Raw genomic sequence first — 20,482 nt, 5'->3', positions numbered from 1 at the left:
CCGAATTGGGCTTTTTATATTGAATGAATATAGTTAAGCTCTTCATCACTCAACATAGGGCGAACAGATGCATTTGCATTTTCTTGTGCTTGTATTCCTGTTTTGGCACCAGGAATTACAACACTTACTGCCGGATGAGAGAGTACATAGCGAAGTGCAAGTTGCCCTAAGGTCTGATTTTTATTTGAGAGCAACCGAAGTTTCTCTACAGTTTGTAAGTCTTCTTGAAACCAAGTTTCATTTGGCCAATCTTTGCGTAAATCTCCATCCGGAAAAATTGTTTTATTTGTGAATTTTCCAGTTAAAATGCCCATTTTTAATGGACCACGAATAACAGCTCCTAAATTTTTCTCTTGTAAAAATGGTAATATATCTTTTTCTGGTTTTCGATTTAATATATTGTAATCAAGCTGTACGATATCAATTTCGTTGTTGTTATTGAAATGATGAATGTATTGTAAATCATGAGTCGAAACACCGACTGCTCTTACTTTGCCATCACGTTTTAATATGTCAAATGCACGTAGAAATGCTTCTGTTTCCCTACGATTATGCCACCAAATATGACAAAAATAAAGATCAATATAATCTGTTTGAAGACGTTGTAAACTTGTTTCGAATACGGCGATGATTTTTTCGGGAGTATCATATACAGGAACTCCATTAGGGTCGTAGTGATGCCCGATTAAACCACCTTTCGTTGATAGGATAATATCATTGCGATGTCCTTTAATCGCGGTAGCCACCAACTTTTCGCTATGTCCTAAACCATACACATCCGCAGTATCAATAAAATTCACACCACACTCAATTGCTTTTTTTATAGCGGTTATAGATTGTTTATCGTTAACAGGTCCCCATTCATCACCACCGATTGCCCATGCGCCAAAACCTATTTCAGAAACAGTTATTCCAGTTTTACCTAATGTGCGGTAATGCATATTTCTCCTCCTTGTAAGCATGTTATAACATGGATATGTGGGCAAGGAATTTTTTTTGTGAAAAAACTCTTCTACAATAGTAGAAAAAGAATTACAGAAACTACTATTTTATAGCAGCATGTATAAAAAAAAACGGTGTAAATATGGAAATGTCGTCGAATGCTATCTTTAATTGGTTAATTTATGGGATATTTTTGTGAAGGAGTTTATTTTATAAGAATAGAATTTAATTTAGTAAGAAAACGTGCCGATGGTAGTGAAAAATATGGGTTAGGGGGATTTGAATGAGGAAACTCAAACGAGTAAATGTTCCTAATATACCAGAGCAATTATCACAACCTAGTGACAAGCGTAGGATAAATAAAAAGAAGTTAAGGCGACTTATTTTAATGGTCCTTTTTATTGCGGCAACTACTCTGTACGTTCAATATATTTTAACGAAACAACAAGAAGTAATTGATAAAAAGAAAGATACGATTACGGATCAAAAGAAGCAATTAGTATCTTTAAAGAAAGATAAAGATTCTTTAAAGACTAACATAGAAAATTTAACAGACGATGAGGAAGAAATTTTGAAGTTAGCGAGAAAAGAGTATCAATTTTCTAAGTCAAATGAAACTATATTTGTGATGCCAAAGTAATAAAAACAGTTAGCCATTGAACTGCACCCCCAATTGTTAGACACCGTCTAACAATTGGGGGTGCAGTTTTTTATGTATGAATGTCATGGTACAAGGAACAATCACATATTGTAGAAATAAAGAGTTTAAGCTATTTTCATAAATATGGAATATGCACTAAAATAAATGTTGTTAAAATTCTGTCAATTATATTATAATACAAGGTAAGCGGATACATTTTTTAATCAACGTTGAGTTCCTCGCTCATACGACTATTAAGAAACCCGTTATCCTTGTATAAGAAAGGAAGATAGCTGTGTACGCTTCAAATACAATTTATATCGTAGGGGATGCGAAAGCACCTCAAAATAATCCCATTACTGAAAAGTTTAAAAGCTATTTCGTAGCATTTATACTTGTTAAGGATACAGGGGAAATTGTAGATGCAGACTGCTCAGCGACAATTGCATTAACATCTCAATTTGTTAAATATTTATTTCTACATAAAAATATAAATGACCCGGCGTTAGTAATGGAAGTAAAGAACCGATATTTCGGTTCTTCTCAAAAAGCGTTACTTGTAGCGCTAAAAGATGCACAGAAAAAATATAATCAGATTGCTGCTTTGTCTACTCAATCATAGACAAAATCCAGCCGTAAGAATCATTCTTATGGCTGGATTTTTTTATTTCACATTATCGTCCTACATTAAAAGTAAACGAAAACAAAGTAGAGAGATAGAAGAGTAAATGCCCAATAGGTTTACCCAATAATCCGTGGGTATAAACCTCCGGTGGATTAAAATTTCACTTCATTGGAGAACGAAAGGATGAACAAAATGAAAATTACAGATGTAAAAGTAAATCGTAGACGTGTAAAACTGCATACACCGTTTAAAACCGCGCTTCGTACTGTAACCGAAATTGAAAGTATAGATGTTTATATTCATACAGACGAAGGAGTGATTGGTAAGGGGGCTGCAGCCGCAACGCCAGTTATTACGGGGGATTTCACCAGCGGAATGGAAGAAGCGATTTTAGGGCCGATGCGTTCATGTTTAATTGGTCAAAATATCATTCAATTTCAGCAGTTACTACAGCGCATTCAAATGAGTTGTATTGGAAATTCAAGTGCGAAAGCAGCGGTAGATATCGCTTTATATGATGTATATTGCCAATATCAAAATGTGCCGTTATATGCATTGTTAGGCGGGAAGAAAGAAATTCATACCGATATTACAGTGAGTGTGGATGAGCCTGTATTAATGGCAAAAGAAGCGAAGAAACATATAGAAAAAGGATTTCAAACATTAAAGATTAAAGTGGGTAAAGAGGCGCATTTAGATTTGGAACGTATTGAGGCAATTCGAAATGTGGTACCAAGAAATACGACATTACGTTTAGATGCGAATCAAGGTTGGAGTCCAAAAGAAGCGGTTTCTATCATTCAAGAGATGGAAAATCGTAATTTAAATATAGAATTTATTGAACAACCAGTACACGCGAAAGATTGGGATGGGTTAAAGTACGTCAAAGATCGTGTGCAAACGCCAATTATGGCCGATGAAAGTATATTTTCAGCAAGTGACGCATTAAAGCTCGTTCAAGGAAGATATGCAGATTTTATTAATATTAAATTAATGAAATGTGGTGGCATACGTGAAGCATGGCGTATTGCTGATATCGCAGAAACAGCTGGTGTGAAGTGTATGGTGGGCAGCATGATGGAGTCTTCACTTTCCGTTAGTGCTGTTGCGCATTTAGCGGCAGCGCATCCTAATATTCATTATTTTGATCTTGATGCACCGCTTTGGTTAATGGAAGAGCCAGAAGGAATGACTTATTCTGGATCAAAAGTAAACCTTCAATCGACAGTGAATAGTAAATCTTAGGAGAAGAGACAAGTAAACTATCTTTTAAGGGGGATATATATGAAAAAAGTAGGAACTGCATTTTTAACAACTTTATTTATATTTTCATCGTTTACATCGGCAAATGCTGAAGAAAAGAAGGATAATAAAGCATTTATAGATGTATCTGCTGCAACGTTATGGACAGCACCTGATTCATTAAGACCAATCGATACACCGAGTGCAACAAATCCAGTGGATCTATGGAAATGGACGAAATCAATGACACTTGACGAGAAACTATGGTTAACAAATGCAAATAAATTAGAAACACAAGCTTTACTCGGTCAAGAAGTAACTGTTATTGATAAGAAAGGCGAATGGGTGAAGGTATTAGTGCATGGACAGCCAACACCACGAAATGAAGAAGGTTATCCGGGCTGGATGCCTGAAAAACAATTAACATATAATCAAGAATTTGCAGATAAAACAAATGAACCTTTTGTCTTAATAACTAAACCAACAGCGATTTTATATATAAATCCTTCTGAAAAACATAAATCACTTGAAGTCAGTTATAATACAAGACTGCCGCTATTAAGTGAAGACACAATTTCATACCGTGTATTGTTGCCAAATGGTCAGAAAGCATGGCTACGAAAAAATGATGGAACAGTTTACCGATCTCAAACTGATATTCCAACTCCAGCGGCCAATGATTTAATTAACACAGGGAAAATGTTTTTAGGCTTACCGTATATATGGGCTGGTACAAGTGGTTTTGGATTTGATTGCTCTGGCTTCACACATACGATCTATAAATCGCACGGCATTACAATTCCGCGAGATTCTGGACCGCAATCAAGAGCAGGGGTTGCAGTTGATAAAGAAAATCTACAAAAAGGAGATTTAATTTTCTTTGCACATGATCAAGGGAAAGGTAGTGTCCATCACGTTGCAATGTATATTGGTGATGGCAATATGATTCACTCACCAAGAGCTGAAAGGTCGGTAGAGATTATACCGCTAAATACACCAGGATATATAGAAGAATACGCTGGTGCTCGTCGTTACTTACCTTAAAAATAGAAGGGGGTTTTTAAATGAAAAAAGTTATTCGTTACTCATTAGTTAGTACTCTATTAGTTTCTTCATTTTTAGTTGGTTGCGCAAAAGAAAAAACTGCAACAAAGCCGAAAGATGAGAAGAAAGTATTACAGTTACTAGAAACAGGTGAAATTCCGTCGTTAAATTCAGGGAAAGTAACAGATGCAGTCTCGTTTAACGTTTTGAATAACGTAATGGAAGGACTATTCCGTCTATCGAAAAATGATGAAGTAATTGAAGCCGGCGCACAAAAATATGAAGTGAGTAAAGATGGAAAAACATATACATTCCAATTACGTGATGCGAAATGGTCTAACGGAGAGCCAGTAACCGCTCATGATTACGTATACGCTTGGAAGCAATTGATAAATCCAGATACTGCTTCTCAATATGCATACATTGCGTACGATGTAAAAAATGCTGAGAAGATAAATAAAAAACAACTAGGTCTAGATGAATTAGGAGTAAAAGCGAAGGATGATAAAACATTCGTCGTAGAGCTAGAACATCCTGTACCGTATTTTACGAAATTATTAATTTTACCATCCTTCTATCCAATTAACGAAAAATATGCGAAAGAGCAAGGTGATAAATATGGATTAGAAGCAAATAAAGCGGTATATAATGGACCGTTTACATTATCAGAGTGGAAGCATGAAGCTAGCTTTACAATGAAGAAAAACGATAAGTATTGGGATAAAAAAGAAGTGAAGTTAGATGAAGTAAACTATCAAATTGTAAAAGAAATTTCAACTGCGGTAAATTTATATGAAACAGATAAAGTTGATAGAGCTGTTATTTCTACAGAATTCGTAGATAAATATAAAAATAATAAAGAGCTAAAACAATATACAGATCCAGTTATGTACTTCTTCCGATTTAATGAAAATGTACCGATTCTTAAAAATAAAAATGCACGTCTTGCGCTAAGTACAGTTTTTGATAAGAAGGGACTCGCAGATTCATTTTTAAATGATGGATCGGTTGCAGCAAACTATTACGTACCAAAAGGATTTTTAAAGGGACCAGATAAAAAAGATTTTAGAAGTACGGCAGGTGAGTTTAATAAAACTGATGTAAAAAAAGCGAAAGAATATTGGGAAAAGGCAAAGCAAGAAACAGGTACAGATGAAGTGACGTTAGAACTATTAAATTATGACTTGGAAAACTTTAAAAAAGTTGGAGAGTACATTAAAGAGCAGCTTGAGAAAAACTTACCAGGATTAAAAGTGAATGTGAAATTACAACCACATACGCAAAAATTAGCACTTGAGAAGAAGAAAGAATATGAAATGTCGTTATCACGCTGGTTACCAGATTATCCAGATCCAATGACTTACTTAGAAGTATTCCTTTCTGGAAGTAGCGTCAATAATACAGAATATGCAAACCCAGAATATGATGCGTTAATTAAGAAGATTAAAACAGAATTAGGTAATGATGAAAAGGCTCGCTGGAAAGCAATGCAAGAAGCTGAAAAAATGCTACTTGATGATGCAGTAATTGCACCGGTATTCCAGCGCGGATTATCTTACTTACAAAAACCATATGTGAAAGATTTATATGTACATCAATTTGGTCCAGCTACAAGTTTAAAATGGGCAGATGTACAAAAATAAAAGAATGGAGAAACAGACTTCATGTATGTGATAGTCTGTTTTTCTTATTTAAAGTTAGAAAAATAGTTCATGGTATAATTTATTAGTCTGTAAACAGTATTTGGAGGGGAAATGATGTCTATGTTTGAAGAAGAGAAAGTAATTTATACAAAAAGATTATTTATGAGGAAACCAATTGTAGAAGATATTAATCAGTTTTATAACATATTAAAAAAAGATACTGTTGGCAAATGGTTGGCTAAATCAAGAGGAATGTCGAAGGAAGAAACAAATGATTATATTGGGCAACTTATCTTACATTGGGAACAGTATGACTTCGGGGTATGGTTGTTATTTAATAGTGAAACAGGAAAGCTTTTAGGACATTGTGGTTTAAGAACGGTAGAGGAAACAGGTGAAATAGAAATTATGTATCTCCTTGACCCAGAACATTGGAGGAATGGGTATGCATTAGAAGCAGCAGAGGCTTCCATTAAATATGCAATAGAGACTTTGAATGTAACAAGAATAATTGCTAGAGTTAAAGTAGCAAATGAGAGCTCGAAAAAACTTTTACGAAAGCTCGGGTTTATATATACTCATGAAGTTAATCATAGCGGGCGTTTATTATCATATTTTGAACTTCATACATCATCCGAAGAATTCTAGACATTTCATATGTTTTTTTATTGTTAAAAAATAAAATTATTACTAAAATTCCAGTGTGAAATTTATGTAGAATCTTGTATAATTAACATGTTTCTATGGAAACATTTTCTTGCGCTATTTATATAGGGCTTAATAGAACAAGGAAGGAAATACATACATGTATATAATAGATAAATAGAATGGAACATGTATAGAGACAAAGGAGAGAAAAGATGACGTGTCAAAAACAAGGGTTACAATTTAATAACGATAGAAAGAGGGACAGAAGATGAAAATGAAGCATGCTTTTGGTCCTATAATTTTAGCATGTGTGCTTTTTTTCATTATCATTCTAATCCCATCGAAAAGTTTAGTATCGCTTATTAGTGATAAGAAGGTAGAAGATGCGGCAACTTCTTTACAAAAAGAGAAATTACAAAGTGTTTTCTTACAGCAAAAAATGTTAGAGAATTCACAGTATTTACCGATGTACGGTTCATCAGAATTTTTACGAATGGATGCATATCATCCGTCTAATTATTTCAAAGTAAATCCAGCTGGTTTTACACCGTTTTTAATTGGAACTGGCGGTACACAAAGTTTAGCTCATATTTTAAATATGACATCTACTATGGATGAATTAGAAGGTAAAAAAGTAGTCTTTGTTCTTTCACCACAATGGTTTACAAAGACTGGTGTCTCACAAGGGGATTTCACTAATAATTTCTCCAAACAACAAGCATATCATTTTATTTTTAATGATAAGATAAATCCAGAAATGAAAAAGCAAATCGCGAAACGGCTATTAGATTATAAAGTTGTTCAAGAAGATGATATATTAAAAAATTCATTAGAAGGTATTGTATATAATGATACGAAACATAACATAAAAGCAGGTTTAGTTAAACCACTTGCTTATATGCATCGAAATATTTTAGATCATAGAGATATATTTAACTCTTTATTTAAAATCGAACCGATGAAGGAGAAAACAAATATCGGACTTCGTTCAATTTCTTGGGAAGACGCACGTAAACACGCAGAACAAGAAGGGAAAGCTGAGTCTACTACAAATACATTCGGAATTGAAAATCCGTATTATCATAAGAATAATCTGAAGAAAAAACTAAAAGGTTTAAAAAACTTTAGAGCAAATGAAACATATGATGAATCACCAGAATACGATGATTTACAAATTATTTTAGAGTTATTTAAAGAGAAAAATGTCAAACCACTCTTTATTTCTGTACCTGTAAATGGGCCTTGGTATGATTATACTGGCTTCCCGAAAGAACGCCGTGAAGTGTATTATAAAAAAGTTCGAGAACAGGTTGAGAAAGCAGGATATCCAGTAATTGATTTCTCTGGTCATGAATATGATAAGTATTTCTTAAAAGATACGATTCATTTGGGCTGGAAAGGTTGGATTTATTTTGATGAAGCAGTGCAGAAATTTTATTCTGAGAAATAAAGTATAGAAATCGGAATGGCTATGAGCCGTTCCGATTTTTTTAGTATAGAGGATTTTGGTGAGGACAATTTGGGAATGCATGTATATCTTGAATCTGTCTATAATCATAATGTTTCATTGCAAACTGAGCTTGATAAAGGTATTCATACACATATAATTGACCATCATGCGCTGAACATAATACACCAGAAGTTCCTTGCCCATTTATGAAGGAAATGCCGATAGGGCGTCCGATTAAGTACGGTATTTTTTGCTGCCAATGCATAGGGGAATCACTCCTTTTTGAGATAATATACGAAAGAAATGATCAAATGGTTGCTTATCCATGTAAATGTAGATGGAAAGGTATTATATAATTCCTGAAGATTAATTCATATATAAATAAAAAACCGCTATAATTCCGAATGAATTTATAGCGGTTTTTATTATATTCTTAAGCGAGATTTTTACGCTTTTTTGTCCATTTTTTTATAACGAAGTATAAAAGTATAAGTACGACGCCACCAATTGCGAATGATTTCACATACGGACCAGCAATATCATTTATATTCTCCCAATTTTCACCTAGTTTTTCACCTAAATAAATGAAAATAATAGACCAAGGGATAATCGCAAGTGCTGTTAATGTAGTGAAACGTAGTAATGGCATTTTTGTAATACCAGCAGGAATTGAAATCGCATGACGCACTACTGGAATGAAGCGTGCTGTAAAAATGACGCCAGTTCCGTAACGATTAAACCAATCTTCTGCAGCATCTATTTGTTTTTTATGTATGAAAATATATTTTCCGTAACGTTCTAATATAGGGCGTCCGCCGTATCGTCCAAGCCAATAAATAAAGATTTGAGCAATAACACCGCCAATTGTACCGAATACAACAGCGCCTATAAATGAGATACTTCCATTGAATACTAAGTATCCTGCATAAGCAAGGACAATTTCACTTGGGATAATTTCAATCATAAGTCCAAGCATAATGCCCCAATAACCTAATCCTTCAAAAAACGTTAATACTGAATGAATAAAACTACTTAACATTGTTGCACCTTCTAGTTTATGAATTTTTGAGTATAAGAACCTTTTATTTAATGACGTAAAAGGTTCACTATATGTAGATTATACCTTATTTACATAGGGGATTGCTATTTCAATTCTTTTATGTCTCTCATAATTATTATAGTAAAAGATATAAGCCGCGTTTTCATGAAGAGTTAATGAAAAGATTATTAAAAATTTCTCATATATCAATGATAATAGACTGAAAATTAAGTATAATGGTATAGGTCTTTCATTTACAAAAATAGGAGGAGAACGTATGTATATTACAGATCCGATTTATGGACCAATCTCTATTCGTGATAGAGATATCCTTCGATTGATAGATACAAAAGCATTTCAAAGGTTGGCGAATATTAAACAACAAGGACATACTTATTTTTTACATGAGAACGCAATGCATACGAGGGAAGAACATTCGATAGGTGTATATGTGCTAGTAAATAAAGTGATAGAACATCTTACTGAGATTGGTGACATACATTTATCGAAATATGAACGAAAGCTAGTATCTACTGTAGCCCTTCTACACGATGTTGGACATGGGCCATATTCACATTGTTTTCAGCAAATATCGGGTGAAGATCATGGTGAGTGGACGGTACGAATCATTCAAGAGGACGAAGAAATACGTACGATTTTAAATCAAACACATAGATTATTAGATGATGTAACGAAAGCTTTAACAGAAGATGGAGTTTTTCCAATTATAGATGAGCTCTTATTTAATTCATTAGGAATGGATCAATTAGATTTTTGGAATAGAGATTTATATTACTCATCGCTTGAATTAGAAGGTTTACAGATAGAAGAATTGATTGCTAACATGCGTTTAATTGACGATAAACTTGTTATTGAAGAATCAGGAATCCCCTTCATCGAACAATTAATGAAAATGAAAGAAGAGCTTTACAATAATGGATTTGGCCACCCGTTTGTGATAGGAAAAGACATATTGCTGCAAACAATTTTAAAAATGATAGAGGAGAAAAATCTTTCGTTCTATACTCCTGAACTTCAAAACTTCTTTCATAAAGGAGAGAAGTTAGAAGTAGAAGACTTTCTTCCGTTACAAGATGAAATGATTTTAAATGAAATAAAGTACTTTGCAAAATCAGAGGACGTACAATTAGCGACGTTAATTCACCTTTATTTTTCAGAAGCCAAAAGTTTATCTTTTGAAAAAGGACTAGAGGGTGATTTTAAAAAGGAAAATAGCACCTTAGCAGTAATAACTGAGAAAAAGGCGTACAGTTCATATGTAGGTGGTATTTACGTCTATAGTGAGGGGCAGTTAGAGGACATTTTAGAGAAATCAAATTTCATTCAAGAGATAGTAAAATTGCCTAAAAAAGAATATGCCTATTCAATTTGATTTGGTTCGAAAATAAAAAATGAATGAGATGGAAACGTAAATTTAGAGGAGGGAATAAAATACATGAAACATAAAATTGCTGTACTGGCAGATGTACATGGAAATGCAACTGCTTTAAAAGCAGTTATCGAAGATTCTATGAAAGAAGGTGTGACTGATTATTGGTTTTTAGGAGATTTAATTATGCCTGGTCCTGGATCGAATGATTTATTTGAAATATTAGAAAGTATTAACGTTGATACTTATGTACAAGGAAACTGGGAAGATAGTTTTCTTGACGTTCTTAATAAAAATATTGATATTGATAACGCAACTGATATTTATGTTTCTAGATTAGTTCAGTATCAATGTGAAAACTTGGATGAAAACTATATTAAGCATGTTAAAAATTTACCATTACATATAACAAAACAGGTTAATGATTTATCAATCAGTATTAGTCATAATCTACAAAATAAAAATTACGGGGGAGATTTGTGGCCCACTAATAATCAGGGACAGTTTGATCGGTTATTTGATCGTGAGTATGATATTGCGATTTACGCTCATACCCACCATCAATTATTGCGCTATAGTAGCAATGATCAATTAATTATTAACCCAGGAACAGTTGGACAACCTTTTTACAAGTGGAATAAGCTAAACTCTGACTTACGTGCTCAGTATGCAATTCTTGAAATTGATGAGGCAGGGATTACTGATGTGAGGTTTAAAAAGGTTTTTTACGATGTAGAAAAGGAATATAAAAATGCCATAAATAAAAATCTTCCTTATATTGATTTATATCGTGAGCTGTTAGAGACAGGAAAAACTCATACGCATGATATTGAATTATTACAAGAAATTAATGACAAATATAATTATAAAGATGAAGTAATTAAGTTTATTGAGAAAATCTGATGGGAATTTAATAAAAAGAAATGAACATTGTTGAATGTTAGGTTAGTCATGATTTTTACATAATCAAGAGCTATTGTAGAATGAAACTTAGATGTAAAATGATTTTTGTATTTTATATTGATTGAAAACAAGCATCCCCCTGTACTACGTATATGACGGGGGGATGCTTGTTTTTTAAGGCTTCACATCTAAGTTCTGTAAAAATAAAGTTGCTGTTACGTAACGTTTTGCTAACATTTGTACATATGCGGTATGTACAGAAAGGGTCGCAATAATAATAGCGTTACGAATTGCTTCGCGTTGTTCGTTATTAATTTGATCGAACTTGCTTGCGATTTTATCAGCTTTTTCTTTTACGATGTTTTCAATTGTATGAACGGTATCTGTTGCATTTAATTGTAAGCAATTCCCTTGATTGAGTTCTTCAAATAGAGAAGAGTATGCTACATATAAATGAACAGGATTGATTAAATCATCACTTCGATCGGCTGGGTCATTTACAATAAGGCGTAATAGCTTACGAATGGATTCAAAATCAAGTGCTGTTTTTAAATCTTCGACAATAAATAGTAAGGCTGCTTGTTCAATTGAATATTTTTTCCCCTTTTGAGGAGAGCCAATCATTTCTTTTATATCTCGTTTCACCCAGTTTTGCATAGCAGTTACAGAGAAACTTGTGTTTTCAATCTGATTGCCAAGCGCAACTATTTCATTTAAAGAAAAACCGACATCAGTATCGTCAATTTTAATCAGCTTTTCAAAAATAGGTGAAAGTGCGGTAGTAATAAAAGCTGTAACGCTTTGTCCGCTTTCAATATCTTTTTTATGTGACTTTGCCCAAGCTTCTTGTAAAATACCGAGAGGCTTTTTCGTATTCCATCCTCTTAGTGATAGAAGAAGGGTAGCCATTTCGTTTCGTGTGAGATGAAATGTTTCCATCTTTTCACCTCCAAAATAATAAAAAGTTCTTATGAACTTATAATATGTTTTGTTTCATTTAAAGTCAATTCTGTTTTGCTTAATTTTTCCTTTGTCACCAAACTGTCGGAAGTAAATAATACTTGCATATTTCGACAAAAGTTCATATAATAAGTTCATAAGAACCTTTAAAATGTTCTTAAAAACAAATCTATCATTCTGAATTTACTAGAAAGATAGATTTCACATATATCTATATAAAAGGAGAATGGATATAATATGTTGAAAAAACTTGTAGCAGTAATGACAGCATTCATGGTTATCTTTGGGGCTAGCAGCTTTATGTTCGTAGATCATGCGGCAGCGAAAAGTTACAAATCTGGTAAAAAATCATTTACACCAAGTTCAGGTCAAAAGTCAAAAGTTGATTTAAACAAAAAAGACTCAAATGTAAATTCTCAAAAAACGACTCCAGATTCAAAAACGAAAGCAACAAATACAGCACCAAAAAGTAATAAAGGAAGCTTTATGAAAGGTTTATTACTAGGTGGTCTTGGTGGTTTACTAATGGGTAGCTTATTTGCAAATATGGGAGCTCTTGGTTCTGTATTAGCGTTTATGGTAAATATGTTAGTAATGGCTGGTATCGTAATGTTAGCAGTTCGTGCATTTAAATACTTCAAAGACCAACGTAAGAAGAAGGCAGATGAAGTAGCATGGAAACAATAAAAATTTCTGAACAAGAGCTTATAAATGCGCTTTGTATATATATCGCTGAAAAAAGACAAGTGGGTCCAGAAGAAGTATTAGTTGAACTTATGTATGATGATGACTACGGTTTCTCTGCGGAAGTAGAGGTAAATGGTCGCCAGCAAATTTTAATTCAAGCAAACTTAATCGAAGCTTTACGCTTATTGCTTGACAGAGAATATAATGTCAATCCATTCGCAGCGAGATTGCAACTTGAATTAGATGATGAAGAAGGAATTTACGCATTAGCGAAATTTAATAACTCAGATGAGTAGAGAAAAGAGCTGTTGAGAATAATCTCAGCAGCTCTTTTTAGTATGTGCATATGTAGAAGAATAATCACGCCAAATTTCATTCATTTTTCGTCTACCGATATCTACCATCGGATTAAACTGAATTGCAGCTTTCTGACGAACAAAGTGAACGTTTTGCATGGCGTGAGATAATTGTTGGTCGACTATATCACGTTTTTTACTTGCATATTTTGCGATAGATAGACCTGCAACTGTTCCTTGCGCCATCGCAATTTTTCCGCTTTCAATGCCTGTAATATTGCCAGCTACAAATAAACCAGGAAGAGGAGTTTCCATTGTTTCGGAATGGAGAGGAACGTGTCCGCCTAATTCTGAAATGTAATGGAAGGGACAACCGGCTACAGCTGCAAGTTCGGCAAGTGGGTATAATCCCCCGGCAATACATACAAAATCTGCTTCATATATTTTCTCTGTTCCATTAATAACATTTCCTTTAGAGTCAATATTAGCAATACGTACACCTTCAACTTGATCTGTTCCGATAATTTCAAGAGCTGCTTTCCGAAGGTGAAGTGGCGTTCCGTTTATTTTCATTCCGTTGTTTGGATAGAATGTTAATCCAGCTTTTCGAATCCAATCAAATTTCATAAAGTGGCTACCTATTCGCAAGAAAGCAGAAGGAGCGAGGTGAGCTGCATTTAAAAGAGAGTTTAAAACTTCTTCAGGTTCACCAGCTTTTTGACTTAACTCGCTTTTCTCAGGGAGTACAATATGATCCACTGTAATTCCCGCTAATTGCAATTCACTTAAAATGGCGAAAGACAAAATGTTAGCACCAATAATAATTCCTTTTTTTCCAACTTGCACGCGATGAACATTTGTCATAACTTGAGCTGCTCCAATTGACATCACTCCTGGAAGTGTCCAGCCAGGAAGGGGAATAGAATATTCCGCAGCTCCAGTAGCAAGTAGTACGAAAGGTGCTTCTAACGTACCGATATTAGTATGTACAAACCAATTGTTTTCATCTCTATCTAAATTATAGACCGAAACACCGCACCTGATATGTACTGAAAGTGATTCTGCTTCTTCATGAAGTCGCTTCGATTCTTCTATTCCGTTCCACCATTCTCCAGTAGTCTCTTGATGCAACTGTCCTAACAATCTCCCGCCCGGCTTCATAAATTCATCAATAACGAGCACTTTTAGTCCGAAACGAGCACAAGAGATAGAAGCAGATAATCCCGCTGGCCCTGCACCTATAATAATTACATCACTCATCGCTTTTTCACCATCTCTCTCACGATATTCGGATGCTGTTTCCCGCTTTCAACAACCATGTTTTCTTCTACAACAGTTAAGCATGCGCGTACATTTGTTTGATTATTTACTGTCACGCGGCATTCGGAACAGTGCCCGATATTACAATAAATACCTCGCGGTGTTCCGCTATCTTCATGAACTCTTAATGTCCGTATTCCATTTGCTAACAGGGCAGCAGCTATCGTTTCATGTTCATATGCTTCGTATTGATGACCGTTAAATTGAAAGGTAATACGCTCACTACTTTGTAAAGTATCTAAAATAGGGTGATGTGTAATTCTACTCATTTACTTTCACCTACTGATCCAAAAGTAACTGCACGTATTGGTGGTTGATATTTTAACGGTAGTTCATTAAGAGTTACGTCAGGATTCGCATTTTCAATCATTCGATCTATCATTATTCTGCATGTGCGCCCACCGCAAAATCCCATGCCAGCACGTGTTCTTAGTTTTAATTCTCTTGCCGAGCAGTTATATTCAGCAATTGTCGATTGAAGTTGCCCATATGTAACCTCTTCACAACGACAAACGATTAAGTTGTTTTTATTTGTCATGTGTATTCCTCCTCTAGTTCGATTTTCACAAATTATATATGCAAAAATCATGCCAATATAGAGAGGAGATGGCTACCTGTAAACGCCTGATTGGTGCATAATGATTCTTTATTGAAGTCCAAGTTTCTTTAAACGGTTATATAAAGTAGCCCTTGTTACGCCAAGTTGTTTTGCGCATTCTAATTTATTCCCATTTAAAATTCGTAAAGCCCTTTCAATAACTTTTTTCTCATGCTCATCCATCTCTTCTTGTAAAGAAAGGATTGTATTATTGTTGCTGAGTAATAGGGAATGAGCTGTATGGTTGTCTAAAGTTTCAGTCGTATGAAATGGTAGATATTCTTGTTTTATAATTCCGTCTGTTGCGAATACCACAAGCCGTTCAACAACGTTTCGAAGTTCGCGAATATTACCTGGCCAATTGTAATGAAGCAGTTCATGCATAATGCTTGAAGGTAGGTCACGAATTGGTCGGTTATAGTTGATTGAAAAATCATTTAAGAAAGAATAAGTTAATTCAATAATATCCTCGCGTCTTTCGCGCAGCGGTGGAATATGCAGGCTAACTACATTTAAGCGGTAATATAAATCTTCTCGGAAAGTTCCTTTTCTCATTTCTTCTTGTAAATCACGATTTGTAGCAGCGATAATGCGGAAATCAATATTAATTTCTTTTTCACCACCAACTCGGTAATACTTTCGCTCTTGCAGTACACGTAACAGTTTTACTTGCATATCAAGTGGCATTTCACCTATTTCATCAAGAAATAAAGTACCGCCTTGCGCGAGTTCAATTTTCCCTTTTTTTCCTTTACTATTTGCTCCAGAAAACGCCCCACGCTCGTAACCGAATAATTCACTTTCAAATAACGCTTCTGGAATTGCCCCGCAGTTAATCGAAATGAAAGGCGCCTTCGCTGCCTCACTTGCTTCATGAATTGCTTTCGCAAATACTTCTTTTCCAACTCCGCTTTCCCCAAGTATTAAAACAGTTGATTTTACCGAACAAACTTTTCTAGCTAATTGTATCGTTCTTTGTATAACAGGACTTTTCCCATTCATCGCAAGGAATGGATCGGATTCATCTTTATACTTTGCCACTTCTTGTTCTAAACGGTGCATTTCATGTGACATATTAAATAGTTTTTCATTTAAAGCGACTTGATTTGTAACATCTGTTTCTGAAACGACTGCTCCTATAATTTCATCATTACAATAAACTGGATTTGAATTAATTAATACGAATAAATCGGGACGAGGCTGATGGAACTGAGCGACTATGCTTTTTCCATCATGTAAAGATTGTAAAATTTCCAAGTCTTTATAATCAAAAAAACGAGTAATCGGTTGCCCAATAATCTCATTATGGTTTACTGAAAATATTTTTTCAGCGCCATCTGTCCAAGTTCGAACGTATTCTTTACTATCAATGACTGTAACAGAAGAGTCAGTTGTTTGTATTACAGTGTCATAAAATGACTGTAGTTCATTGTAGGACTTATAAAGAAATGGAATCATTTGCTGAGAAGTTATACAGCATAGCGGCTCATCGTTTTCGTTAAGGATGATAACAGCTAATTCATAAGAAAAAGCGTCAATTAATGCAGTGAATGAGTCATCTACATAAATAATTGCGCAATTATATTCTTCTGTAGTAGAAGGGAGATAATAAAACCTTTCGTTTATTTTCTTAATGCGATCAAGGCTACATGTATGATTGATTAAAGCGCTTTCCAAAAATTCTTGTATAGTCGGAAATGAAAATGCCATAATGTCCTCCTGTTATGTATAAAAATTTTGACAGTGATAAAAAAATAATACACCTATTTACTATAAATTTAAAATATTTTTACAAATAAAAATATTATTTATAAAAATTGTATATGTACAGAATTGGCACGTCAATTGCATAAAAGAAAGTGAGAGGTTTAGGGAAAGGAGGAGTATAGTGTGAGGCACTGCGACGTTTTAATTATAGGTGGTGGAATAATAGGGTGTTCTATCGCTTATTACACTTCAAAATACGGAAGAGATGTAACAATCATTGAAAAAGGAGAATTTGTCAGCGGGACGTCTTCACGGTGTGATGGGAATATTTTGGCCATTGATAAAGACCCAGGGTTTGATAGTCAAATGTCTTTAGTAAGTCAAAAATTAGTAACTGATTTAAGTGAAGAATTAGAGCATTCATTTGAATATAGGGCACCAGGAAGTATTCTCGTATGTGAGTCAGACGAAGAGATGGAAGCTGCGCAGCAATGGGTAAATCGGCAAAAAGAAGCTGGATTACCGTTTCGAATGCTTGATAGGCAAGATATAAGAGAAGAGTCGCCTTTTTTTGCTGATGATTTATTAGGCGGTTTAGAATGTGCGACGGATTCAACTGTGAATCCATATCTCCTTGCATTCTCGCTTCTGTCAGAGGCACAAAAGTTTGGCACAAAAGCCTTTAAACAGACCGAAGTAAAGAGTATAAACATAGATACGAATGGTTCATTTGTTGTAGAAACTACGAATGGAACTTTTACAGCACAACAAGTTGTAAATGCAGCGGGTGTGTGGGCTCCTAAGATTGGTCAGATGTTAAATGTAAATATACCAATTGAACCGAGAAAAGGGCATATTATTGTAGCATCAAGACAACAACACGTAGGGTGCCGTAAAGTAATGGAATTCGGTTATTTAATTTCTAAATTTGGCGGAAAACGAAAAGTAGATGCTTTAACTGAAAAATACGGGGTTGCGCTCGTATTTGAGCCTACTGAAAGTCAAAATTTCTTAATTGGAAGTAGCCGTGAATTTGTAGGGTTTCATACGAGAATAAACAATGAAGTCATTAAATGTATTGCAAATAGAGCGATTCGCTTTTATCCGAAAATGGCAGATATGATGGTAATTCGTTCTTACGCTGGTTTACGTCCGTGGACAGAAGATCATTTACCGATTATTTCACGAGTGGAACATATTCCAAATTATTTCATTGCCGCTGGGCATGAAGGGGATGGGATTAGTCTTGCAGCAGTTACTGGGAAAGTAATTGAAGAGTTATTAAATGAAAAAGAGACAATTATTCCTATTGAACCACTTCGTTTGAGTCGTTTTACAGAAAGGGTGTTAAACGGATGAAGTCACAAAGAGTCTTTACGACAATTGATACACATACGGGTGGGAATCCAACGAGGACATTAATTAGTGGACTTCCAAATTTGATTGGAGAGACGATGGCAGAGAAGATGTTACATATGAAAAAGGAGTATGATTGGATTCGAAAATTGTTAATGAATGAACCGCGTGGTCATGATGTAATGTCAGGGGCATTATTAACAGACCCGTGTCATCCTGAGGCTGATATAGGTGTTATATACATAGAGACAGGTGGATATTTACCGATGTGTGGTCACGATACAATCGGTGTATGTACAGCGTTAGTTGAATCAGGTTTAATTCCGGTAGTTGAACCAATTACTTCTTTAAAACTAGATACACCGGCTGGCTTAGTTGAAGTAGATATTGCTGTTCAAGATGGAAAAGCAAAAGAAGTATCTTTCTGTAACATACCAGCTTTTTTATTAAAAAATATTACTGTACAAGTGAAAGACATTGGAACTATAGAAGCTGATATTGCGTATGGAGGGAATTTTTATGCCATTATTGATGCGAAATCAGTAGATCTAGAATTAGTACCAGAAAATGCATCTACAATCATCGATAAGGCGATTCATATAAGAAACACAATTAATGAGAAGTTTGAAATCACTCATCCAGAGTATTCGTTTATAAGAGGATTAACACATGTTGAATTTTATACAGATCCTACTCATGAATGTGCGCATGTGAAAAATACAGTTGTTGTACCACCAGGCGGAGTAGATCGATCTCCATGCGGTACAGGAACATCTGCGAAGCTAGCTGTATTATACGCTCAGAAAGAAATCGAAATTGGTGAAGAGTTCATTCATGAGAGTATCGTTGGTTCTTTATTTAAAGGATATGTCATGAATACGACACATGTTGAAAATATTGAAGCTGTCATAACGAAAATTACGGGATCAGCTTGGCTTATGGGTATGCATAGATTTTTTTACAATGAAATGGATCCACTTAAAGAAGGATTTTTGCTAATTCCGCCGATGGAACATGAAACGGAGGATATAAAATGAACATTCAAAAAATGTATACAGCAGTAGACGTACATGTAAATGGCGAGGCATTTCGTGTAATGAAAGACGTACCATGCAAATACTACTACAGTTTGGAGCAATTAAATGAACAATTTTCAGGTGAATTAGCAGAAGAGATGAAGCTTTTATTAAATGAACCACGTGGTTTTATCGGTTTGAATGGGTGTATTGTCGTTCCATCTATCCATAATGAAGTGGATGCAGCTGTATTATTTTTTAATCATGAAGGTTCGATTCCGCTTCATTATGGAGGCATTGTTGCAGTAATAACGATGTTACTCGAAAGTGGGTATTTAAAAAAGAGAGAGTCCAATCAATACAAAATTGAAACGTTATCTGGAATATTTTTAGTTCATGCGTATGTAGAGAATGATGAAGTTATATCGGTTTCGTTTGAAAGCAAACTATGCTATTTGATTGAGGAAAATTTACAGGTTGGTAATGTAAGTTATTCTCTCATACAAGCAGATAAAGTATATGCAGTTGTAGAAAAAGGTGCGTATTCGCCAGAAATTCGTGTTGAAAACATTTCAGAATTGAAAAGATGGGGAGAAGCTACACTGCAGGCTATACAAAAACAGTCGCTAATAAAAAGGCTTATTTTAGTAGATCCTTCGCAAAAAGAAAAGAACCATATAAAGTCGATTACATTTCATGAAGATAACTTTATCGTACGTTCTCCAGGTTTTGTTTCTACTATCGTTTCCTATGTTCATGCGTTATTTAAAAATGATTATATGGCGGATAAACCTTTTAAAAATGAAAGTATATTTAATAGTTTTATAACTGTGGAAAAAGTGAAGAAGGAGGAACTAGGATACATTTTCCGTTTTGAAAGTAGAGGATTTATTACAGGAATGCAGACGTTTCTATTAGACCCTACGGATCCATTTCCGGCAGGTTTCTTATTAAAATAAAATGTGATAAGGAGAGA

At 34.6% G+C, this 20,482-nt stretch carries 22 protein-coding genes; 14 read left to right on the top strand and 8 right to left on the bottom strand.

The genetic code is table 11. The features are described 5' to 3' along the window. Positions 1–14 precede the first annotated feature (14 nt). Complete coding sequence (locus ACTFN4_RS22140; protein ID WP_000559357.1) at positions 15–941, bottom strand: aldo/keto reductase; 927 nt, start codon at positions 939–941, stop codon at positions 15–17. 284 nt (positions 942–1,225) lie between these two features. Here ACTFN4_RS22140 and ACTFN4_RS22135 point away from each other — a divergent pair, with 284 nt between their 5' ends. The 7 genes from ACTFN4_RS22135 to dltD all read left to right on the top strand — a co-directional run bounded on the left by ACTFN4_RS22135 (position 1,226) and on the right by dltD (position 8,234). Then, complete coding sequence (locus ACTFN4_RS22135; protein ID WP_001228727.1) at positions 1,226–1,582, top strand: FtsB family cell division protein; 357 nt, start codon at positions 1,226–1,228, stop codon at positions 1,580–1,582. A 295-nt stretch (positions 1,583–1,877) separates the two neighbouring features. Next, on the top strand, positions 1,878–2,204 hold the full coding sequence (locus ACTFN4_RS22130) for a DUF3870 domain-containing protein (protein WP_000271312.1): 327 nt from the start codon (positions 1,878–1,880) through the stop codon (positions 2,202–2,204). 186 nt (positions 2,205–2,390) lie between these two features. Beyond that, positions 2,391–3,452 (top strand): dipeptide epimerase, encoded by a 1,062-nt coding sequence (locus ACTFN4_RS22125; protein WP_001038463.1) that lies wholly within the window; start codon positions 2,391–2,393, stop codon positions 3,450–3,452. 39 nt (positions 3,453–3,491) lie between these two features. Next, positions 3,492–4,493 carry a C40 family peptidase gene (locus tag ACTFN4_RS22120; protein WP_000755417.1) on the top strand — a complete coding sequence of 334 codons (1,002 nt, stop codon included), beginning with the start codon at positions 3,492–3,494 and terminating at the stop codon, positions 4,491–4,493. A gap of 20 nt (positions 4,494–4,513) precedes the next feature. After that, positions 4,514–6,136 carry a peptide ABC transporter substrate-binding protein gene (locus ACTFN4_RS22115; protein ID WP_000755971.1) on the top strand — a complete coding sequence of 541 codons (1,623 nt, stop codon included), beginning with the start codon at positions 4,514–4,516 and terminating at the stop codon, positions 6,134–6,136. A 114-nt stretch (positions 6,137–6,250) separates the two neighbouring features. Further along, the gene (locus ACTFN4_RS22110) at positions 6,251–6,784 is read left to right on the top strand and encodes a GNAT family N-acetyltransferase (RefSeq protein ID WP_025688399.1); all 534 of its coding nucleotides are present in this window, start codon (positions 6,251–6,253) and stop codon (positions 6,782–6,784) included. A 268-nt stretch (positions 6,785–7,052) separates the two neighbouring features. Beyond that, the gene (gene dltD, locus ACTFN4_RS22105) at positions 7,053–8,234 is read left to right on the top strand and encodes a D-alanyl-lipoteichoic acid biosynthesis protein DltD (protein ID WP_000782309.1); all 1,182 of its coding nucleotides are present in this window, start codon (positions 7,053–7,055) and stop codon (positions 8,232–8,234) included. 40 nt (positions 8,235–8,274) lie between these two features. On the opposite strand, the gene ACTFN4_RS22100 is transcribed toward dltD, so the two are convergent. Together ACTFN4_RS22100 and ACTFN4_RS22095 are read right to left on the bottom strand one after the other, a co-directional pair. Then, positions 8,275–8,499 carry a hypothetical protein gene (locus ACTFN4_RS22100; RefSeq protein WP_000558689.1) on the bottom strand — a complete coding sequence of 75 codons (225 nt, stop codon included), beginning with the start codon at positions 8,497–8,499 and terminating at the stop codon, positions 8,275–8,277. A 168-nt stretch (positions 8,500–8,667) separates the two neighbouring features. Further along, positions 8,668–9,273: a DedA family protein gene (locus ACTFN4_RS22095; protein WP_000952913.1), complete on the bottom strand. Its 606-nt coding sequence runs from the start codon at positions 9,271–9,273 to the stop codon at positions 8,668–8,670. Positions 9,274–9,550: 277 nt separating this feature from the next. On the opposite strand from ACTFN4_RS22095, the gene ACTFN4_RS22090 reads away from it, so the two are divergent. After that, positions 9,551–10,666: an HD domain-containing protein gene (locus tag ACTFN4_RS22090; RefSeq protein ID WP_000275992.1), complete on the top strand. Its 1,116-nt coding sequence runs from the start codon at positions 9,551–9,553 to the stop codon at positions 10,664–10,666. Positions 10,667–10,729: 63 nt separating this feature from the next. Then, complete coding sequence (locus ACTFN4_RS22085) at positions 10,730–11,566, top strand: metallophosphoesterase family protein (RefSeq protein WP_439962789.1); 837 nt, start codon at positions 10,730–10,732, stop codon at positions 11,564–11,566. 174 nt (positions 11,567–11,740) lie between these two features. Here the strand turns inward: ACTFN4_RS22085 and ACTFN4_RS22080 are convergent, their stop codons facing one another. Continuing rightward, positions 11,741–12,505, bottom strand: a complete 765-nt coding sequence (locus ACTFN4_RS22080; protein ID WP_000447231.1) for a DUF1836 domain-containing protein — start codon at positions 12,503–12,505, stop codon at positions 11,741–11,743. A gap of 258 nt (positions 12,506–12,763) precedes the next feature. Here ACTFN4_RS22080 and ACTFN4_RS22075 point away from each other — a divergent pair, with 258 nt between their 5' ends. Beyond that, a complete protein-coding gene (locus tag ACTFN4_RS22075) occupies positions 12,764–13,213 on the top strand; it encodes a hypothetical protein (RefSeq protein WP_000914478.1) in 450 nt (149 codons plus the stop codon). Next, on the top strand, positions 13,201–13,509 hold the full coding sequence (locus ACTFN4_RS22070; RefSeq protein ID WP_000447747.1) for a YxcD family protein: 309 nt from the start codon (positions 13,201–13,203) through the stop codon (positions 13,507–13,509). The genes ACTFN4_RS22075 and ACTFN4_RS22070 overlap by 13 nt, the downstream gene beginning before the upstream one ends. A gap of 24 nt (positions 13,510–13,533) precedes the next feature. Here the strand turns inward: ACTFN4_RS22070 and ACTFN4_RS22065 are convergent, their stop codons facing one another. From ACTFN4_RS22065 to ACTFN4_RS22050, 4 genes are all read right to left on the bottom strand, one after another. Further along, positions 13,534–14,769 (bottom strand): NAD(P)/FAD-dependent oxidoreductase, encoded by a 1,236-nt coding sequence (locus ACTFN4_RS22065; protein ID WP_439962788.1) that lies wholly within the window; start codon positions 14,767–14,769, stop codon positions 13,534–13,536. Further along, a complete protein-coding gene (locus tag ACTFN4_RS22060; RefSeq protein ID WP_088362612.1) occupies positions 14,766–15,098 on the bottom strand; it encodes a (2Fe-2S)-binding protein in 333 nt (110 codons plus the stop codon). Before ACTFN4_RS22060 ends, ACTFN4_RS22065 begins: the two co-directional genes overlap by 4 nt. Next, positions 15,095–15,367, bottom strand: a complete 273-nt coding sequence (locus ACTFN4_RS22055; protein WP_000182619.1) for a (2Fe-2S)-binding protein — start codon at positions 15,365–15,367, stop codon at positions 15,095–15,097. Before ACTFN4_RS22055 ends, ACTFN4_RS22060 begins: the two co-directional genes overlap by 4 nt. Positions 15,368–15,475: 108 nt before the next feature. Continuing rightward, positions 15,476–17,137, bottom strand: coding sequence for a sigma-54 interaction domain-containing protein (locus ACTFN4_RS22050; protein ID WP_000885732.1), 1,662 nt, complete (start codon positions 17,135–17,137; stop codon positions 15,476–15,478). Between the two features lie 180 nt (positions 17,138–17,317). Between ACTFN4_RS22050 and ACTFN4_RS22045 the strand changes: the two genes are divergently transcribed. Genes ACTFN4_RS22045 through ACTFN4_RS22035 form a run of 3 tightly spaced genes read left to right on the top strand, consistent with a single transcriptional unit; the run spans position 17,318 to position 20,465 of the window. Further along, the gene (locus ACTFN4_RS22045; protein WP_025689383.1) at positions 17,318–18,493 is read left to right on the top strand and encodes an NAD(P)/FAD-dependent oxidoreductase; all 1,176 of its coding nucleotides are present in this window, start codon (positions 17,318–17,320) and stop codon (positions 18,491–18,493) included. Next, on the top strand, positions 18,490–19,527 hold the full coding sequence (locus ACTFN4_RS22040; protein ID WP_410989502.1) for a proline racemase family protein: 1,038 nt from the start codon (positions 18,490–18,492) through the stop codon (positions 19,525–19,527). Before ACTFN4_RS22045 ends, ACTFN4_RS22040 begins: the two co-directional genes overlap by 4 nt. After that, positions 19,524–20,465: a proline racemase family protein gene (locus ACTFN4_RS22035; RefSeq protein WP_001025560.1), complete on the top strand. Its 942-nt coding sequence runs from the start codon at positions 19,524–19,526 to the stop codon at positions 20,463–20,465. The genes ACTFN4_RS22040 and ACTFN4_RS22035 overlap by 4 nt, the downstream gene beginning before the upstream one ends. The last annotated feature ends 17 nt before the right edge of the window (positions 20,466–20,482 follow it).

The organism is Bacillus cereus group sp. MYBK95-2, from assembly GCF_051915225.1.
GTDB lineage: Bacteria > Bacillota > Bacilli > Bacillales > Bacillaceae_G > Bacillus_A > Bacillus_A cereus.
Note: the sequence above shows the minus strand (reverse complement) of the source record. Positions and strands in the feature narration are given on the sequence as shown.

What these genes read in the sequence shown, in the direction of transcription:
- ACTFN4_RS22085 (WP_439962789.1), top strand. Translation starts at nt 10,730, where the DNA reads ATGAAACATAAAATTGCTGTACTGGCAGATGTACATGGAAATGCAACT.
- ACTFN4_RS22095 (WP_000952913.1), bottom strand. Translation starts at nt 9,273, where the DNA reads ATGTTAAGTAGTTTTATTCATTCAGTATTAACGTTTTTTGAAGGATTA.
- ACTFN4_RS22115 (WP_000755971.1), top strand. Translation starts at nt 4,514, where the DNA reads ATGAAAAAAGTTATTCGTTACTCATTAGTTAGTACTCTATTAGTTTCT.
- ACTFN4_RS22040 (WP_410989502.1), top strand. Translation starts at nt 18,490, where the DNA reads ATGAAGTCACAAAGAGTCTTTACGACAATTGATACACATACGGGTGGG.
- ACTFN4_RS22055 (WP_000182619.1), bottom strand. Translation starts at nt 15,367, where the DNA reads ATGACAAATAAAAACAACTTAATCGTTTGTCGTTGTGAAGAGGTTACA.
- ACTFN4_RS22140 (WP_000559357.1), bottom strand. Translation starts at nt 941, where the DNA reads ATGCATTACCGCACATTAGGTAAAACTGGAATAACTGTTTCTGAAATA.
- ACTFN4_RS22075 (WP_000914478.1), top strand. Translation starts at nt 12,764, where the DNA reads ATGTTGAAAAAACTTGTAGCAGTAATGACAGCATTCATGGTTATCTTT.
- ACTFN4_RS22050 (WP_000885732.1), bottom strand. Translation starts at nt 17,137, where the DNA reads ATGGCATTTTCATTTCCGACTATACAAGAATTTTTGGAAAGCGCTTTA.
- ACTFN4_RS22060 (WP_088362612.1), bottom strand. Translation starts at nt 15,098, where the DNA reads ATGAGTAGAATTACACATCACCCTATTTTAGATACTTTACAAAGTAGT.
- ACTFN4_RS22135 (WP_001228727.1), top strand. Translation starts at nt 1,226, where the DNA reads ATGAGGAAACTCAAACGAGTAAATGTTCCTAATATACCAGAGCAATTA.
- dltD (WP_000782309.1), top strand. Translation starts at nt 7,053, where the DNA reads ATGAAAATGAAGCATGCTTTTGGTCCTATAATTTTAGCATGTGTGCTT.
- ACTFN4_RS22125 (WP_001038463.1), top strand. Translation starts at nt 2,391, where the DNA reads ATGAACAAAATGAAAATTACAGATGTAAAAGTAAATCGTAGACGTGTA.
- ACTFN4_RS22070 (WP_000447747.1), top strand. Translation starts at nt 13,201, where the DNA reads ATGGAAACAATAAAAATTTCTGAACAAGAGCTTATAAATGCGCTTTGT.
- ACTFN4_RS22090 (WP_000275992.1), top strand. Translation starts at nt 9,551, where the DNA reads ATGTATATTACAGATCCGATTTATGGACCAATCTCTATTCGTGATAGA.
- ACTFN4_RS22120 (WP_000755417.1), top strand. Translation starts at nt 3,492, where the DNA reads ATGAAAAAAGTAGGAACTGCATTTTTAACAACTTTATTTATATTTTCA.
- ACTFN4_RS22035 (WP_001025560.1), top strand. Translation starts at nt 19,524, where the DNA reads ATGAACATTCAAAAAATGTATACAGCAGTAGACGTACATGTAAATGGC.
- ACTFN4_RS22110 (WP_025688399.1), top strand. Translation starts at nt 6,251, where the DNA reads ATGTCTATGTTTGAAGAAGAGAAAGTAATTTATACAAAAAGATTATTT.
- ACTFN4_RS22080 (WP_000447231.1), bottom strand. Translation starts at nt 12,505, where the DNA reads ATGGAAACATTTCATCTCACACGAAACGAAATGGCTACCCTTCTTCTA.
- ACTFN4_RS22065 (WP_439962788.1), bottom strand. Translation starts at nt 14,769, where the DNA reads ATGAGTGATGTAATTATTATAGGTGCAGGGCCAGCGGGATTATCTGCT.
- ACTFN4_RS22100 (WP_000558689.1), bottom strand. Translation starts at nt 8,499, where the DNA reads ATGCATTGGCAGCAAAAAATACCGTACTTAATCGGACGCCCTATCGGC.